Annotated in this window: 18 protein-coding genes; 15 read left to right on the forward strand and 3 right to left on the reverse strand. The window is 57.7% G+C overall.

From position 1 onward, the window contains the following. Positions 1–2: 2 nt before the first annotated feature. The 7 genes from C230_RS0113975 to aroF all read left to right on the forward strand — a co-directional run bounded on the left by C230_RS0113975 (position 3) and on the right by aroF (position 6,662). Complete coding sequence (locus C230_RS0113975; protein WP_018132672.1) at positions 3–623, forward strand: YktB family protein; 621 nt, start codon at positions 3–5, stop codon at positions 621–623. Positions 624–642: 19 nt separating this feature from the next. Then, on the forward strand, positions 643–1,221 hold the full coding sequence (locus C230_RS0113980) for an HDIG domain-containing metalloprotein (RefSeq protein ID WP_018132673.1): 579 nt from the start codon (positions 643–645) through the stop codon (positions 1,219–1,221). Positions 1,222–1,504: 283 nt separating this feature from the next. Continuing rightward, positions 1,505–3,088, forward strand: a complete 1,584-nt coding sequence (locus tag C230_RS0113990) for a long-chain-fatty-acid--CoA ligase (RefSeq protein ID WP_018132675.1) — start codon at positions 1,505–1,507, stop codon at positions 3,086–3,088. A 95-nt stretch (positions 3,089–3,183) separates the two neighbouring features. Beyond that, positions 3,184–3,339 (forward strand): hypothetical protein, encoded by a 156-nt coding sequence (locus tag C230_RS23010; RefSeq protein WP_018132676.1) that lies wholly within the window; start codon positions 3,184–3,186, stop codon positions 3,337–3,339. A gap of 96 nt (positions 3,340–3,435) precedes the next feature. Further along, positions 3,436–4,863, forward strand: a complete 1,428-nt coding sequence (locus C230_RS0114000; RefSeq protein ID WP_018132677.1) for a bifunctional metallophosphatase/5'-nucleotidase — start codon at positions 3,436–3,438, stop codon at positions 4,861–4,863. Between the two features lie 76 nt (positions 4,864–4,939). Then, positions 4,940–5,236 (forward strand): DUF2614 family zinc ribbon-containing protein, encoded by a 297-nt coding sequence (locus C230_RS0114005; RefSeq protein ID WP_018132678.1) that lies wholly within the window; start codon positions 4,940–4,942, stop codon positions 5,234–5,236. A gap of 376 nt (positions 5,237–5,612) precedes the next feature. After that, positions 5,613–6,662: a 3-deoxy-7-phosphoheptulonate synthase gene (aroF, locus tag C230_RS0114010; RefSeq protein ID WP_018132679.1), complete on the forward strand. Its 1,050-nt coding sequence runs from the start codon at positions 5,613–5,615 to the stop codon at positions 6,660–6,662. A 59-nt stretch (positions 6,663–6,721) separates the two neighbouring features. On the opposite strand, the gene C230_RS0114015 is transcribed toward aroF, so the two are convergent. Both C230_RS0114015 and C230_RS0114020 read right to left on the reverse strand, forming a co-directional pair. Then, a complete protein-coding gene (locus tag C230_RS0114015; RefSeq protein ID WP_018132680.1) occupies positions 6,722–7,534 on the reverse strand; it encodes a DUF2935 domain-containing protein in 813 nt (270 codons plus the stop codon). A gap of 61 nt (positions 7,535–7,595) precedes the next feature. Continuing rightward, entirely contained in the window at positions 7,596–8,309 is a 714-nt protein-coding gene (locus C230_RS0114020; RefSeq protein WP_018132681.1) for a YhcN/YlaJ family sporulation lipoprotein, read from the reverse strand. A gap of 172 nt (positions 8,310–8,481) precedes the next feature. On the opposite strand from C230_RS0114020, the gene C230_RS20510 reads away from it, so the two are divergent. The 8 genes from C230_RS20510 to C230_RS0114060 all read left to right on the forward strand — a co-directional run bounded on the left by C230_RS20510 (position 8,482) and on the right by C230_RS0114060 (position 15,672). After that, the gene (locus C230_RS20510; protein ID WP_018132682.1) at positions 8,482–10,398 is read left to right on the forward strand and encodes a spore germination protein; all 1,917 of its coding nucleotides are present in this window, start codon (positions 8,482–8,484) and stop codon (positions 10,396–10,398) included. Continuing rightward, positions 10,391–11,506, forward strand: a complete 1,116-nt coding sequence (locus tag C230_RS0114030; RefSeq protein WP_018132683.1) for a GerAB/ArcD/ProY family transporter — start codon at positions 10,391–10,393, stop codon at positions 11,504–11,506. The genes C230_RS20510 and C230_RS0114030 overlap by 8 nt, the downstream gene beginning before the upstream one ends. Then, positions 11,481–12,755: a Ger(x)C family spore germination protein gene (locus C230_RS0114035; protein WP_018132684.1), complete on the forward strand. Its 1,275-nt coding sequence runs from the start codon at positions 11,481–11,483 to the stop codon at positions 12,753–12,755. The genes C230_RS0114030 and C230_RS0114035 overlap by 26 nt, the downstream gene beginning before the upstream one ends. Positions 12,756–12,771: 16 nt before the next feature. Then, the gene (locus C230_RS0114040; protein WP_018132685.1) at positions 12,772–12,951 is read left to right on the forward strand and encodes a hypothetical protein; all 180 of its coding nucleotides are present in this window, start codon (positions 12,772–12,774) and stop codon (positions 12,949–12,951) included. A 91-nt stretch (positions 12,952–13,042) separates the two neighbouring features. Further along, positions 13,043–13,474, forward strand: coding sequence for a ribonuclease HI (gene rnhA / locus C230_RS0114045; protein ID WP_018132686.1), 432 nt, complete (start codon positions 13,043–13,045; stop codon positions 13,472–13,474). 89 nt (positions 13,475–13,563) lie between these two features. Then, positions 13,564–14,736 (forward strand): tRNA epoxyqueuosine(34) reductase QueG, encoded by a 1,173-nt coding sequence (queG, locus tag C230_RS0114050; RefSeq protein WP_018132687.1) that lies wholly within the window; start codon positions 13,564–13,566, stop codon positions 14,734–14,736. Beyond that, positions 14,720–15,226 carry a methylated-DNA--[protein]-cysteine S-methyltransferase gene (locus C230_RS0114055; protein ID WP_018132688.1) on the forward strand — a complete coding sequence of 169 codons (507 nt, stop codon included), beginning with the start codon at positions 14,720–14,722 and terminating at the stop codon, positions 15,224–15,226. Before queG ends, C230_RS0114055 begins: the two co-directional genes overlap by 17 nt. After that, the gene (locus C230_RS0114060) at positions 15,223–15,672 is read left to right on the forward strand and encodes a DUF523 domain-containing protein (RefSeq protein WP_018132689.1); all 450 of its coding nucleotides are present in this window, start codon (positions 15,223–15,225) and stop codon (positions 15,670–15,672) included. Before C230_RS0114055 ends, C230_RS0114060 begins: the two co-directional genes overlap by 4 nt. 36 nt (positions 15,673–15,708) lie before the next feature. Here C230_RS0114060 and C230_RS0114065 read toward each other — a convergent pair whose 3' ends face one another. Next, the gene (locus C230_RS0114065; RefSeq protein ID WP_018132690.1) at positions 15,709–16,947 is read right to left on the reverse strand and encodes a phosphotransferase; all 1,239 of its coding nucleotides are present in this window, start codon (positions 16,945–16,947) and stop codon (positions 15,709–15,711) included. Positions 16,948–16,986: the final 39 nt, after the last annotated feature.

Genomic DNA, 16,986 nt, shown 5'->3' on the forward strand with positions numbered 1-16,986 from the left:
CGATGTTTACCGGATGGGAGCAAGAGGATTTTGCCGTGTTTGAAATCGAGGGGCTGGGGCCGCGGATGGAAGCGCTGAAGGCGCGGGTCCGGCCGAAGTTTGAAGCGATCGGGGCGGCGCTGGCACCCGATTTGTCGGCCCATTACGGCGAAGAATTTTTTGTCCATGTGGCCAAGCACGCGCGGCGGACCACCAACCCTCCGAACGATTCCTGGGTGAGCTTTGCCGCCAACCCGCGCGGGTACAAGATGATGCCCCATTTTCAGATCGGGTTGTGGGCGACCCACGCTTTTGTGCAGTTTGCGATCATTTACGAATGTGTGAACAAACGGGAATTCGGCGAAAAATTGGCCCGCAACTGGCCGGCGATCAAGGCGGAGATTCCGCCCCATATGCTGTGGTACGACGATCATGTGAAACCGGAACCGGTACCGCACACGGAGATGGACGAAAAAATCGGCGACTTCACCAGGCGGCTGATGCACAACAAAAACGGTGAACTGCTTGTGGGGATCGAAATTCCCCGAGAAGAAGCGGTTGCGATGTCGGGCGAGGCGTTTCTCGACAAAGCCCGCCAGACAATATTTGAGCTGGCCCCGCTCTATACATTGCCGCAAAAATAACGCTGCGGAGGTGCAGGAAATGCAGTTTACCAGGGAAGATGCATGGAGGCTGTTGAATCAGTACACGAAAAGCCCGAGTTTGATCAAACATGCGCTTGCGGTGGAAACTTCGATGCGCGCGTACGCCGCCAAGTTCGGGGGAGATGTGGAGAAGTGGAGGATCGTCGGGCTGCTGCACGATTTTGATTACGAACAGTATCCGTCGCCGGCAGACCATCCGTTTCGAGGCTGTGAAATTTTGCGGCAAATGGGCTATCCGGAAGATGTGATCCATGCGATTCTGGCCCATGCGGAATATTCGGGTGCGGTTCGTGAATCGCTGATGGACAAGACGCTGTTTGCGGTCGACGAGCTGTCCGGCTTTGTCATGGCGGTGGCGCTGGTACGGCCGACCAAGAGCATTTTCGATGTGGATGTGAAAGCGGTCAAGAAGAAATTGAAAGAAAAGGCGTTCGCCAAGGGAGTCTCGCGCGAGGACGTCTACAAGGGTGCCGAAGAACTGGGCGTCGATTTGGATGAGCACATTCAGTTCGTCATCGAGGCGCTGCAAACCAGAGCGGACGAACTCGGGCTGCGCGGCGTCGCGATGGAAGCGTAGCTTGGAGATAGATCACAAGACCGTTGGGTCGATCGGGGAATGCGTCAAAAGATGGGGGCTTTTGACGCATTTTTTATTTTTTTTAAGGGAGATTACGGCTGGCTGCAGTACAATGGGTGCAACTGGCAGAAGCTCGTTGATCGCATGCAAATCGATCGATGAATGATTGTGAAAATTTTAAAACATTGGTAGAATAGAGTATCATCTGTTATCGTTGGATGATACCCTTTGGCGGCCGGTCCGGATGGATCGTGCGAAACTTGTGGCAGGAGGTAGTGGGCTGATGAAATTGTTGGACGAACTGGGGATTCTGAATCTGACGCTGCCCGACATGCTGGAGCAAACATGTAAGCGGTTTCCCGAGCGGAGCGCCGTCTATTTTTACGGTCGCGAGATCGATTACCGGACATTGTTCGGATATGCACAGCGATTTGCCGCTGCACTCAGTGAAACGGGTATTGAAAAAGGGGACCGGGTGGCGATCATGCTGCCCAACTGCCCGCAGTATGTGATCGCCTATTACGGCATCCTGATGGCCGGCGGCATCGTTGTGCAGGTGAATCCGATGTCGGTCGAACGCGAGATTGAGCATTACCTGACCGATTCCGGCGCCAAGGCGATGGTCGTGTACGCTCCCTTGTTGCCGCGGTTGGCCGCAGTTCCTGGGGCCGCCCACTTGCGGAAGAAAATTATCGTTGAACTGCCGCCTGCGGAAAAAACATACGATGACGGTTCGGTTGGATTTGAATCGTTTGTCGCCAGCGCTGCCGGCCCTGCTCCGCAACCGGAGTTGTCGGCCGACGAGGTGGCCGTTCTTCAATACACAGGCGGAACTACCGGCCGTTCGAAAGGTGCGATGCTGACGCACCGCAACCTGGTGGTTAATGCCTACCAAAGCCACATTTTAATGGGGGGAAACGAACAGGAACAGGAACGGATCTTGACGGTGATTCCGCTGTTCCACGTATATGGGATGACAGTGGCGATGAACGGCGGGATCGTCGGCGGCGGGCAATTGGTGATGCTGCCCCGCTTCGATCTGGAGGAAGTGCTGCAAACGATCCAGGCGACCAAACCGACGCTGTTCCCGGGTGTTCCCACGATGTACGTTGCGATCAATTCCCATCCGCAGGCGGAGGAGTACGGAATCTCCTCGATTCGGCTGTGCGTGAGCGGTTCCGCCCCGATGCCGGTGGAAGTGATGCACGAGTTTGAACGGAAGACAAACGGGACGATCATCGAGGGATACGGATTGTCGGAAGCGTCGCCCGTCACCCATTTCAATCCGATCGAGAAGCGGAAACCGGGATCGATCGGCACGCCGATCGCCTTCACCGAAGCGAAAATTGTCGACCTGGCCGACGGAACGACCGAGCTGCCGCCCAATCAGCCGGGCGAACTGGTGATTCGCGGTCCGCAGGTGATGAAAGGATATTGGAACATGCCGGACGAGACGGCCGCCACCATCCGCGATGGCTGGCTGTACACGGGTGACATCGCGAAGATGGATGAAGACGGATACTTCTATATCATCGACCGAAAAAAAGACATGATTATCGCCAGCGGCTACAACATCTATCCGCGTGACGTGGAAGAGGTGCTGTACCAGCACCCGGCGGTGCAGGAGGCCGTAGTGGTTGGCGTTCCCGACCAGTATCGCGGCGAGACGGTGAAAGCGGTGGTCGTCGTCAAGCAGGGCCGGTCGCTCACGGAAGAGGAGTTGATCGCGTTCTGCCGGGAAAAATTGGCCGCCTACAAAGTGCCGCGCATCGTCGAATTCCGGACAGAGCTGCCGAAGACAGCGGTCGGCAAAATTCTGCGGCGGGCGCTGCGGGAAGAAGCACGGCAGTCCCGTCAACAGGCGTGACCCCTGTTGCGCGTCAGCCCCTCTTTTTCCTCAAAGGCGAAACCACAACAAATCCCTGTTTTCGGGGGACGCTATGGGGAGAAGGAGGGATTCGCATGGACCAGGAACGGCAGACTGCCGCGGATGAACCGACGATCGCTCCCGGGGCGGACGAGTGGGACAAGGAAGCGTCGCGGCGGGACGTGGAGCGGGGCGATTTCACAACTGTCACCAAACTGAGCTATGACGAAGTGGATCCCACCCGCAAATAGGCGGGATCCGCTTCAGCAATTTGGAAACCTCGATATTGGATCGGGGTTTTCTTAGTATAATAGGGGTACAATGCTTTTTCCGGGAGAAGGCGAAACATGAACCTGCACCTGATCCATACGAACGATGTGCACAGTCACCTGGACCACTATCTGAAAGTAGCGACGCAGATTCGCCGCTTGCGGGAGAGCCTGCTGGCGCGCGGGGAAACGGTTTTTCTGTTTGATATCGGCGACCATGCAGACCGGATGTATCCGGAGACGGAAGGAACGATGGGCCTCGTCAACGCGTCTTTGTTGAAAGCGATGCAGTATGACGCGTGGGTGTTCGGCAACAATGAGGGGCTGATTATCCCCCGGCAGCACTGGGAGGCGCTCTGTAAAATGTCCGCCACGCCGGTGGTGACAGCCAATCTGCGCGACCTGGATACGGGCGGCCGCTTCCCTTTTTTCCAGGATACGCTGGTAATTGAACGCAACGGCGTGAAAGTTGGGGTGTTCGGGGTGACCGCCCCATTCAACGATTATTATCACATGGAAGGGACCCATGCGCTGGATCCGCTCGAACAGATTCCGGGGCTGGTCCGGCAGCTGCGGATGCGGGGGGCGGAGATCGTGATCCTGTTGTCCCACCTGGGCCTGTCGGTCGATCGCAAACTGGCGGGTATGATTGAGGGCGTGGATATCATCTTGGGTTCGCATACGCACAACGTGCTGGAACAACCGGAACGGGCGGGTGGGTTATGGATTGCGCAAGCGGGCAAATTCGCCCAGTATTTTGGCCATCTGGTGATCGATTTTGACGAGGCGGGACGCAGGGTGCGCGGTGTCAGCGGAGGGGTGATTCCGCGGGATGAGGCGGTTCCGGCCGATCCCGATTTGCAGCAGATCCTGGAAGCGGGCCGCCGACAGGCGGAACAGGTGATGGACCGGATGATCGTCTGGCTGCCGGAGCGGCTGGATCACCATTTTCACACCGAATCGGAACTGGGGAACCTGGTAGCGGATGAAATGCGCAAAGTGGCGGAAGCGGAACTTGCGCTGCTCAATACAGGCGTGTTTCTGTTCGGACTGGAACCCGGTCCGCTAACAAGAAGGCAGTTGCTCGCCTGCTGCCCGTCGCCGATTAACCCGGTGCTGGTGGAACTGTCCGGACGGCAGATTCGAAGCGTACTGCAGAAAGCATTGGATCCGGCCTACACGCATCGGCGGGGAATGGGATTCGGGTTTCGCGGCAAGGAAGTGGGTTCGCTGGCATTGTCCGGTTTGCGGGTGACGCACGACGCCGGAGGACAGATTGAGCGGATTGAAGCGGCGGGACAGCTGATCGACGACGATCGGAACTATCGGGTGGTGACGGCTGATTATCTGCTGTTTTCCGGGGTCTACGAGGAATTGGCGGGCGGCGAGAAGATTCGGATCGAACCGTTTTTCCTGCGGGAACTGATCGAGCAGGCGCTGCGCGATCCGGCGAATATCGGACGGGCCAAGGTCAGGCGCTGGCAGCAGCGGTCGCTGAGCGCCTGACGGCCGCTTTTTTGGGTGGACAAGCGCAATCGGATGCAGTAGCATGAATTACAGACTTCCATAAAGGGTGAATGGCATGAAACTGGTGCGTTTGCGCAATCTGGCGCTCGGTTTGATTTTTGGGGCATTCCTGCTGATGTATCTCGGCGTGTTCGTCAGATCGCTGCTGCCGGCTTTCTTTCTTGTCGGCTTGCTGATGATCGCCGTCAGTATTGGAATTTATTTCCGGATGGGTGCGATCTCGATGCGGATTCCGCAGGTCGAGTGCCCGAACTGCGGCAAAACGACAAAGGTTCTCGGGCGGGAAGACGCCTGCATGTTCTGCCGGACGCCGATTCGCATCGATGAGAACGGCGAGATTATGCCGTCATAAATTCAAAAAATTTTGTGTTGACGTGTTTCCCGCACGGGTGCTATACTGCGTATAAGTTTAGCGCATAAAAGCGTCTAAGTACGAAAGTGAATGTCTGCACAGAACGAAGCCGAGTAGGCTTGCCATGCTGCCAATTCAGAGACCCGGTGGCCGGTGCGAACCGGGGGAGCGGCAAGACCGAATTACACTTCGGGAGCGGACAGGGAGACTCTCTCCCTTATCAAGAGCTGAGCGGATCGCCGCTGGCGCGGGCCGGGAAGCCGGGCGCGGAACGAGGCGATCAAGCAGGGTGGTACCGCGGACTCGTCAGCAGTTCGTCCCTTCTGTGCGGAAGGGGCGTTTTTTATTTGACAAAAATGGCAGAGGAGTGGGGACGATGGTGATCGTGATGCGCAAAGGGGCGACCGAGCAAGAACTGGAGACGCTGAAAAAAGCGATTCAGGAGTTGGGGATGCAGGTACACGTGTCAAAAGGGGAGGAGCGCACGATTGTCGGGTTGATCGGCGACAAGCGGAATGTGGAAGGATTTCCGTTTACCAGTTATCCGGGCGTGGAATCGGTGGTGCATGTGACACATCCGTTTAAGTTGGCCAGCCGCGATTTTCATCCGGATGCGACGCTCATCGATGTGGACGGCGTGCAAATTGGCGGCGGCAGCATCGTGGTGATGGCGGGCCCCTGCTCGGTGGAAAACCGCGACCAGTTGCTGGAGACCGCGTTTGCGGTGAAGCAGGCGGGCGCTCAGATTCTGCGCGGGGGTGCGTTTAAACCGCGCACATCGCCGTACGCGTTCAACGGCCTCGGCGAGGAAGGGTTGAAACTGCTCGCGGAGGCGCGCGAACTGACCGGACTGAAAATCGTGACGGAACTGATGGATATCGAAAACCTCGATCTGGTGCTGGAGTATGCCGATATCGTGCAGATCGGCGCCCGCAACATGCAAAACTTCCCGCTACTTCGCGAACTGGGGAGGATCAACAAACCGGTGATGCTGAAAAGGGGGCTGTCCGCCACCATCGAAGAGTGGCTGATGGCTGCGGAATATGTGTTGAGCGGGGGCAACCCGAATGTGATTCTCTGCGAGCGCGGCATTCGCACGTTTGAAACGGCCACCCGCAATACGCTGGATCTGAACGCGGTGCCTGTGGTCCGCCGCCTGTCGCATCTGCCGATCATCGTCGATCCCAGTCACGGGACGGGGGTTGCCGGATACGTTCCGGCGATGAGCCGGGCAGGCATCGCGGCCGGTTCAGACGGACTGATGATCGAGGTGCACCCGAACCCGGCGAAAGCCCTGTCGGACGGAGCACAATCGTTAACGATTCAGCAGTTTGCGTCCTTGATGCAGGAGATCAGGGCGCTCGTTGCGGCGCTCGGATTGCGGATGGAAGGTGTGGAGGAAGCCGCCGGTGTGAGATCGGTTTAATAAAGGTAGCAGCCGGAACCCCTGTGCTTGTCGTGACGGGCACAGGGGTTCCATGGTATTCATACATTTTTATTACCGCGAGGAGGGTGCGCACCGGGAGGGGTGAGTTCCGACACTTGCGCCAATTTGATCAGGTAGTAGCACTCTTCCCGCGCCATGTGGTCGGCCATCAGCGGCGAGATGGTGCCCAGCAATTCGTCGGTCAGCCGCATTTCCTCAATTTCCCGCAAAAAATGGATGAACAGTTTGATCTCCAGTTCCGTTTCCCGGTTAAAACGAGCCAGAGCAGGGAACCGGTCGAGGCCGGACCGCAGGTAGCCGGCGACTTCCACCGCTTTCAGGTAAAATTGTTCAAAGTGTTTGGTGAAGCGGTCGCTTTGTTCAATGATCCTTTTTTCCGCCATGTCTGTCGCATCGCTGATCGTGGCGGCATGGCCGGCGGCGTCCGGCAGCCAGACCAGATGATGGTGCACAGGATGCAGCAGCGGCGGCGCCTCCCCCGCCAGCAGACAGTGCAGAATCGTCAGGTATTCACTCAGTTCATTTAGCATGTGATTGAGTAAAGTCGGCGGCAGGTTGATCGAGATCGTTCCCTGCAGGTGGCGGCGGAGCAGGTGCAGCTTGAATTCGCGGATTTGTTCCGTAAACCGGTGGGCCTGCCCGTTTAATTCGGCCAGTTCAGGGGCTGTCAACGGCCGTCTGGCTTGCGTCAGGAGACTGTCAAACGTGTGCATCAGTTGGTTGGCCCGCCGAATTTCCTCGATCTCCTTGGGAGATAAACTGTTCAGGATAAAGCGGGCGTGGTCACCGAGAATCTGCAGCCAAAAGCGGTGTTCGAACAACGCTTGCTCGCGGGAATCGGTTCTGCTCATGTTGATCCCTCCTCTCATCAGAACCAACATATGTGCAGATGCCCAGGAATGTTCCCTCAACTTACGGTTTCGCAGTCGGCCAGATGCGTTTGATCGTGTCGTCGAACGCTTGGGCGAACCGTTCCATCGACCCGCCGTCCTGGATATACCGGGCATAGCCCTGCAGTTGCCCGACATCCTCCCGTTTCGCCGTAAAATACACCCTGGTTACATTTGGCGCCATCGCTTTCACCTTGGCTTCGATCTGTCGGACCAGCTCCGGTTCAACGTTGCCGGTGGCGGAACCGGCCTTTTCCTGAGCGGGTGCCGTTCCGCCCGGCCGATTGGGGATCTCGTTGACATTCTGCCCTGATTGTGTCACCCCGTTTTGCGAAGTATCAGGTACGCCGTGGGCATTGGTCTTTGGTACGCCTTTTCCGGAAAGGGAGGATCGTTCGCCGCCTTTCGCGAAGGGTTGTTCCCCGTTCGGGTAATAGGTTCCAAACGGCTTTTTCATATACGCGTCCGGCTGCTTTTCATCACCGATCACGTGCGCGCCGACGTACGCTTCCCCATTGTGAATCAGCACTGCCGCGCCTTGCACGCCGGGAATTTTGTTTAATTCTTCGGCAATCCGGTAGTCCGCCTTGATCCCCTGCGAAATCATTTCGGGCGGATGGGCTTGCCGGATGTCGCTCGTGTCCGGATTTGCATTTTGCCCTTTTTGGCAGGCGGCCAGCATTGCGCCGACCGACAGCGATACGACAAGCGCGAGTATGTAGGTTCGGGGACGCATAGGGAAACTCCTTTCATGCTGCGATCCGGCGACAGTTCCGCCAAAATCCGTCTGGCAGGCGGTTCGCCGTACTGGGTTACCTGTAGCGTGAGCCGATTGCCGCCAAAATATGTATGGGCAGCCAAAGACGGGGAAACCATAGGGATACATTTGGTGTAAGGGAGGTGCCTCCATGTCTGTCTGGTCAAAAATCGGCCGTCTCCTGACAGTGGATGATTCGATTGTGGATGAGGATTTCTCCCTGGCTCCGGATCGTGAAAACGGCGACGATGAACCGCCCAAGCGCCAGCCGGACCGGCTGCGTGAGCCGAAGCAGACCGAGCACCGCAAGCAGCGGGCGGAACCCGAGCAGGAGGGCGAAACGGAAACAGCCAAAACAGTGAAACCCAAAAAGCTCATTCCCGTGAAAAAGCTTGGGGAGCAGGAAGAAACGAAACAAGCCGAAGCCGAAAAGGATGAAGCCGAGCAAAAAAAAGCAGCGGAGCAGGCGAAAAATCGGCCGGTTCCCGACAGACTGTCGGACGAATTGCACATCAACCGGGCGCTGGTTGAGAACATTTTTCATCTCCCGCAAAACGCGGACGTGATCATCCGCGATTTCACGATCTCGCGCGAAGATCCGATCAAAGCGTTTGCGGTATTCATGGAAGGCTTGGCCGACAAGGAAATTATCAACTCCCACATCCTCGAACCGTTGATGTTGTTGTCTTCGATTCCGCCTGACACAGGAGTCAAGAACCGTCTGCAAACGGTCAAGGAGAAGCTGTTACCGGGCAATCAGGTGATGGAATACGACAAATGGGAGGATGTGACGAAAAATATTTTGGCCGGTTCGACGGCCGTGTTTATTGACGGTGCGGAAAAAGCATTGATTGTCGAGTCGAAGGGGTGGGAGCACCGCAGCGTCGCGGAAACGACAGGCGAATCGGTGGTGCGGGGACCGCATGATGCGTTCACCGAAAATCTGCGCACCAATACAGGATTGGTCAGATCGCGGCTGCGCACGGAACGGTTGATTACGGAAATGATGCAGGTGGGGGAACTGGCGAGTACCGACATTGCGGTAATGTATGTTAACGGCATCGCCAATCCGAGACTGGTGCACGAGGTAAAACGGCGTATCAAAGCGGTGAAAGTCGCGTTTTTGCAGGACAGCGGCGTGCTTGAGCAGTTCATCGAAGATCCGCCGCGCGGGCTGATTCCGCGGATGCTGTCGACCGAACGGCCCGATCGGGTGGCGGCGGCACTGGCGGAAGGGTATGTGGCCGTGTTTGTCGGACAAAGTCCGTTCGTGCTGATTATGCCGGCGATGATCTGGTCGTTGCTGCACACGGCGGAAGATGCGTACATTCGGGCTCCGTTCGGATCGATGATTCGCGTCATCCGGTTTGCGGCATTTTTGACCGCCCTGTTGCTGCCCGCTTTGTATATTGCGGTGACCAATTATCACCCGGAGATGATTCCGACCGATCTGATGCTGGCGATTGCGGCCGCCCGGGAACGGGTCCCGTTTCCGGCCGTGGTCGAGTTGTTGTTGATGGAATTGGCGATTGAGCTGATTCGGGAAGCGGGGATTCGGATTCCGAATGTGATCGGCCCAACGATTGGCATCGTCGGTGCGTTGATTTTGGGCCAGGCGGCCGTGCAGGCAGGAATCGTATCCCCGCTGTTGGTGATCGTCGTCGCGGTGACCGCCTTGTCCTCCTTTACCCTGCCAAACTATAACGTTGGCTTCGCGATTCGCACATTGCGCTTTGTGTTTCTGGTACTTGCCGGCACATGGGGATTTTACGGCATTATCCTGGGACTGATGGTGTTGCTGATGCATTGGGCTTGCCTCAAGTCGTTCGGGGTTCCGATGCTGTCACCGGTAGCCCCGTACAAGTCGTCTTCCCCAGACGTGATCTTGCGCGGGCCGGTTTATGCACAGGAAATACGGCCCGCTCCCCTGTATCCGCAGGATCGCAGGCGGCAGCGCGATGTCACACGTCCATGGGATCCGACCGTCCGCAAGCGGCAACAGGCAGAGACGGGAAATCGGACGGAAAACAGGGAGGCGACTGACAAAGGCGGTGGAACGGATGGTTAGGACGGGACATTTGGGACGGTTTGAGCTGTTTGCACTGGTGGTGATCGCATCGGTCGCCGACATATTTCTCAATTACCCACAACAGTTGGTGTTGTACGGCGGTTCGGCCGGTTGGATGATCCCGCTGGTTTCGATGGGCTTTTGCTTGCTCGTCTGGTCGGCGGTCGGTCCCGTTCTCGCCCGCCGCAAGGGTCAGGTGGTGGTTCCCGGCCGGCGACGGGGGGCGGCGTTGGCCGCTGTCCTCTTTGGACTCGTCCTGCCGGTTGTGATTGTACTGAATACGGCGAGTGAGATGAGACTGTTCATTGAGACGGCCATCACCACCGTCTTGCCGCGATCCCCCATCTCGTTTGTGGCGGTCCCTTTTTTGCTGACGGTGGTGTATTACGCCTATAAGGGAGTGGAAGGGCTGTCCCGCGTCTCCTGGCTGCTGACCCCCTGGCTGCTGCTCGGACTGGCCGCATTGCTCGTTCTCAACGCCAACTGGATGAATCCCGCATATCTGCTGCCGATATGGGGGAGCGGACTGCCGCACCTGCTTTACGGCGGTTGGATTTTCACCGGGTTGTTTGTGAACATCCTGCTGCTCGCGATTCTTGCCTCTCGCCTGCGGGATCCGGCTGATTCGGTCAAAATCGGCTTTTGGAGCACCGTAGCGGTTGGCTTGATCTACTCGGCTGTCACTTTGGCGTTCACCCTGGTGTTTCCCCCGGAAGCGGGCGCCCAGGTTCCGTTCCCGTTGTATCAGTTGGGAAGGCTGATTTACATCGGGCGATTCATGCAACGGTTGGAGGCCGCCTTTGTTTTGATCTGGATGGCAATGGCGCTCATCAAAATCGCTGCAGGTGTCTGGATCAGCACCTATCTGATCGCACTTGCCTTCCGAATGCCGGTCAACCGCCCGCTGGTGTTTCCTGTGGCATTGATCGTTTATGCATTGGCGTTTTTCCCCAGGAATCTGCCGGAGACGATGGCGCTGAACACTCACTATGTTCTCCGCTGGGGATGGGTGGTCGCCATCGCGCTGCCGCTTGTCATGTTGTTATGGGTGGGCGTCCGAAGCAGGAAGGAGGAAACAGCGGATGAACAGGCTTCGCCGACTTCTTAGTCTGTTGCTGGTGAGCGTGCTGGCCGGTTCGGTCACCGGCTGTTACGACCGGGTCGAGCTGGAAGGATTGGCGTTTGTCGTTTCCCTCGGTTTGGATAAAGGTCCGGATAACACGATCGATGTGACGGCCAGGATTGCGGTCCCGCGAAAATCGGCCGACGGCTCGGGAGGCGGCGGTGGAGGCGGCAAAGAGGAGGCGGCCGGAGGTGAGAAACCGGTGACGGTTCGCGCCCACTCGCTACCGGAAGCGTTGAACCTGTTGAATACCACGGTCGAACGCCGAATCTCGCTGATCCATTTGGCGAACCTGGTGATCGGCGATTCGCTGGCGCGGGAAGGGGTGATCGAATACTTGCGGCCGTTGACGCGGCTGCGGGAATTCCGCCGGACGATCACCATTTTTATCGTACAGGGAAACGTCAGACAAGCGTATGAATCGAACAAGCCGATTCTCGAACAGTCGATCACCCGGTTGACCGAGTCGCTTGACGATGTTGGCCGCCACACGGGGCTGACGGCCAACAAGAAATTGCACGAATTTGTCGTTTCGATGGAGGCACCGAACGAGGATGCATTTGCCCCGACGATCGCGATCAACCGCTATCAGGAGGATCGTTCCGACCGGGAATTCGGTTCGCGGGAACAAGGCGCACAGACCAATCTGTCGTTTCGCCCGGGGGAAGTGGTGCGGCAGGGCGGCAATCCGCTCGATTTTGTCGGAACAGCGATTTTTAGAAATGATCGCCTGGTGACCACGCTCGATGGAATCGACACGCGCATGCTGTTAACCGTTCGCGGGGAACTGTTGCGGACGCAGATGGATTTTTCCGATCCGCTGGTGCAGGACAAGTATGTCAGCGTCGAATTGAAACATGCCCGTTCGCCGGTGGTGGACGTCGATTTGCATGCCAATCCGATGCGCATCAAAATCAGGGAACGGCTGGAAGGAGACCTGATCGGCACTCAGTCGCACATCGACTATACCCGCCCGGAAAATTTGCTGATCCTCGAACGATCGATTCGGGAGCGGCTGCAAACCCGGCAGGAAGCGATGATTAACCGGGTTTTTCGCGAGCACCAGGCCGATCCGTTTGGCATTTTTAAGCGGATACGGGGACAGTTTGCGACGCTGCCAGAGATGCGGGCATTCGATTACCGCAACCGGTTGCGGGATGCGGTTGTGAATGTTGAAGTCGATCTGCAGCTGCGGCGTATCGGTACCCAGTTGGCTCCTTTCAATTCGCGGTAAGTGGAGGAAACAGACAATGCAGTGGATCTATTGGATTGCGCAGATGCTGATTCCGGTTGGGGTCGCGATTTACACGATCAATTTTGGCCGGTGGATGGCGGCCAAGCGGCTCAGGATGGGAGCGTATGGAGCGTATGGCTTGGCCGTGATTGCGCTCGCAGTTACGATCTTGGCTCTCCTGCGGCACACGATTTGACAGCGATTGAAAATTGGCCAGCTTACCTGGGACGGGTTGCAAAAGCTGTTATCAAAAGCTGTTATAATGGAACGCAGAGAGGGGGGGACGCATGAAAGAAGTGACGATCTACACGGACGGGGCTTGTTCCGGCAATCCAGGCCCGGGCGGCTGGGGAGCCGTGCTGATATATGGGGACAGGACGAAGGAAATATCGGGCGGCGAACGGGTGACCACCAACAACCGGATGGAGCTGACCGCCGCGATCGAAGCGCTCAAACGGCTGAAGGAACCGTGCAAGGTGAAACTGTACAGCGATTCCGCGTACATCGTCAACTGCTTCAGGGAAAAATGGTACGTCGGCTGGCAAAGAAACGGTTGGATGAGCGCAAAAAAAGAGCCGGTTGCCAACAAGGAACTCTGGCAGGAGCTGCTTCGCCTGTGCAACATCCACCAGGTGGAGTGGCTGAAAGTGAAAGGCCACGCGGGCGATTTCTGGAACGAGCGGTGCGACCAGCTTGCCCGGGAGGCCACGCCGAAGTAGCATTACAGCGGATCGGCCTTTTTTTGGCTGAACATCATTTGCAGCTGTCTGCAACTTGCCTGCATGTACGAGAAAGGGGGGAGGAGAGAGTGGCTGTCACAACTGCCCAAACGGCTCAATGGGAATTGACCCGCCAGGACATCGAAGTGATTCGGGAGAAGCTCGGCATTGACCTGATCGGAACGACAACGGTCGAGCCCTTTCTAGATGTGGTCGCAACGCTCCAGATGTACCGGGAAAAAGGGTATGAATCCGGTTTCGAGCACCCGGTAATCGAAGAGCGAATCAATCCGGCGGAGTTGGTGCCGGGCGCCAAATCGATCGTCGCGATCGCGATGGCCTATCATACCGAACAGCACGCCACATTAAAGCGCCCAACAGGGATTCGCGGTGCGTTGTCCAAGTATGCCTGGGGGCAAGACTACCATCATGTGCTGCGCGAAAAATTGGACGCGCTGGCCGTGGAGATCGAAAACCAGGTGGGGAGGAAAATCGCGTACCATTCTTCCGTGGACACCGGTCCGCTGGTCGACCGTTCCGTTGCGCAGCGCGCCGGGATCGGCTGGTTTGGCAAGAACTGTTCCATTATCACGGAAAAATACGGTTCCTGGGTGTTCCTCGGCCAGCTTGTAACAGACGTTGCGATCGAACCGAGCCCTCCCGGCCCCACCTCGCTGTGTGGTGATTGCGACCTGTGCATCCGGGCGTGCCCGACCGGGGCGCTGGTCGATCCGTTCACGACCGATTCCAGCAAGTGTTTGTCGTTTATCACGCAAATGAAAGGATTTGTGCCGGAGGAATTCCGCACGAAATTCGGAACACGGATCTGGGGATGCGACACCTGCCAGGCGGTCTGCCCTTCGAACAAAGGGGCGGAAGCGGGTACGTACGAAGGGTTCCTGCCGGATCGGGAGCTTTCGTACCCGGATTTGCTGCGGTTGCTGGAGATGAGCAACCGTGAGTTCAAGCGAATCTTTGGCCAAACGGCCGCCGCCTGGCGGGGGTTGACCGTCGTCAAGCGGAACGCGATCATCGCGTTGGGCAATATCAGAGACCAGCGGGCGGTGCCCAAGCTGATCGAACTGTTGCAAGACGGGCGGCCGGAAATTCGCGGTACGGCCGCTTGGGCACTGGGCCGGATCGGCGGCGACGCGGCCCGCGAGGCGGTGCAAGCTGCACTGGCGAACGAGACGGACCCGCAGGTGCGGCACGAAATGCGCTGGGTAAATGAGGAGGAATCGTCCTGTGAAATCAGCATCTGACGGAAAAATCGGCTATGACATCTACCGGTCGCCGATCGGTCCGATCCACGTGGTCGTGGACGGACGGGGCGTTCGCAAGGTGGCGATGACAGACGAGGAATGGCAGGAGTACCGCGCGGAGCTGGGAGACCTGCCGCGCAACCCAGCGCTGTGCCGGGCGGCGGTCCGGCAGTTGGACGAATATTTCAAGGGAGAACGGCGCGAATTCGATCTCCCTTTGAGTCTCGAAGGGACGGAGTTTCGCAAGCGGGTTTGGAATGAGCTGCGCGCCATTCCCTACGGCGAGGTGCGGAGTTATGCGGAGATTGCGGCAGCGATCGGCATGCCGCAAGCGCCGCGGGCGATCGGGCAGGCCAACCGGGCGAATCCGCTGCCGATTTTGATCCCTTGCCATCGCGTGATTGGCAAGAACGGGGATCTGGTCGGATACGCAGGCACCCGGACGGATATCAAGGCGGCACTGTTGCGTGTGGAGGGGTATCTGCGATGATCCTCATTTCAGCTTGTTTGATCGGCTGCCACTGCCGGTATGACGGAGACTCAAACCTGGTGGAAGAATTGAAACAGATGGTCGAGCGGGGAGAAGCGATTCCCGTCTGCCCGGAACAGATGGGAGGCTTGCCTACGCCAAGACCGCCAGCCCAGATCGTGGGCGGCGTAGGGAAGGATGTGTTGGAAGGACAGGCACGCGTCATGACTGACGGAGGCGTCGATGTGACCGATGCGTTTCTGAAAGGAGCGGAAGAAACGCTGCGGATCGCCAGGCTGATCGGCGCCACCCGGGCGGTTTTGAAGGAACGCAGTCCTTCCTGCGGCTCGTCCGTGATTTATGACGGGTCTTTTACCGGCGGTAAAAAGCCGGGCCGGGGCGTAACAGCCGCCCTGCTGGAAGCGAACGGCATCCGTGTGAGTTCCGAGGAGACGTATAAAAAATAGATTGGGTGCCTGGCAATCTGCAGGTTTTTCCATTTTTCAATTCCCCCGGTGGCGTTCCACGTGGCTGGCGAAATCTTCGAGGAAGGCTTGCCGGGCCGGCTCTTGCTCCTGCAGTCGTTCCAGCCGGGCCAGGGTGTACGGGGTCGGTTTGCCCATGTAGTGGTTGCGGCAGCTCCGCCAGACGGGATGCGGAAAGGTCAGCAGCGCCTGCAAAATCTGGTACTCGGCATGCAGGAGAGGCTGCACCCGGTTCACCTGCACCAGTGCGATCAGAGCCGGTTCGCGCACCCAATCGTTGTCTTGCAGGCAGCGGCGGATGAAGTGTCCGATGTCGAGCATCCTCGGTCCAAACGACAGCAACTCGAAGTCGATCAGATGCATCCCGTTTTTTCGCGCATAGATCAGGTTTTTCGGCGTGATGTCGAGATGGCAAAGGCCCGGATTGGTTTGGTCCCGCAGCAGGAAATCGCGGCAGCGCCTGTCTTCCAACAGTTTGGCTGCCTGCTGCGCCTGCTTTTTGTAAGCCGGGATGCGGCGGATGACAAACCGGTCGACCGCATCCGGTTTTCGCTTGCCGCGCGCCTTGTCCAGGATCAGATCGAAATCTTTGGCGCGCGACTGTAGCACTTTGTTGAGTCCGAACGCGCCGGGCGGGTTGTAGCCGGTCGCCGCGAAGCCGCGCGAAGCGTGATGGAACTCGGCGATCGCCGAAGCGGCCGCGGCGATATGCAGCATCGACGAAAAATCGGCCTCTTCCCCGGAAATCCACTCGGTTGCGTAATAGATCTGTTCACCGAGCGGCGTGAACAGATTTTTTTTGCTGTTGGGGATGATCCGGGCGAACCGGGAAAAACCGTTTCGTTCCGCGTACTGCAATGCTTTTGCCATGAACTCCAGCCTTTTCTGGCTGGCATGGGATCGCTTCAGCCCGACGATCCCGTCGGACGTGTGGAGCTGCATGACAGAACCAAACGGCACCACCCGTTTGACAACAAACGGATAGTGATGCAAAATCTTCGGCGCAAACCGGTTCGCTCGCAATATCAGGTCCACATCTTCACGAGGCTGTTCTGCAGTTTCGTCATCCCAACCGCCGTGGCCGCCGGCCGATTGATTGCGATACGGCCGGCGTCGCGATTCCTCGTCTGTCGCGGTCGGCCTGTTTTTCGGCGGGCCCTGTTTCGACCGTGCAGGAATGTTCATAAAGGCGGGCGGCGTCGTCAGTTCTTTCCACAATTCTTTCATCCATGAGGAAATCGCGTTTTTGTTTGCCATACCTTCACCTCCCTGTATCAGCCTATGAAGCAACGGCTG

This window comes from Effusibacillus pohliae DSM 22757, from assembly GCF_000376225.1.
Taxonomy (GTDB): Bacteria; Bacillota; Bacilli; order Tumebacillales; family Effusibacillaceae; genus Effusibacillus; species Effusibacillus pohliae.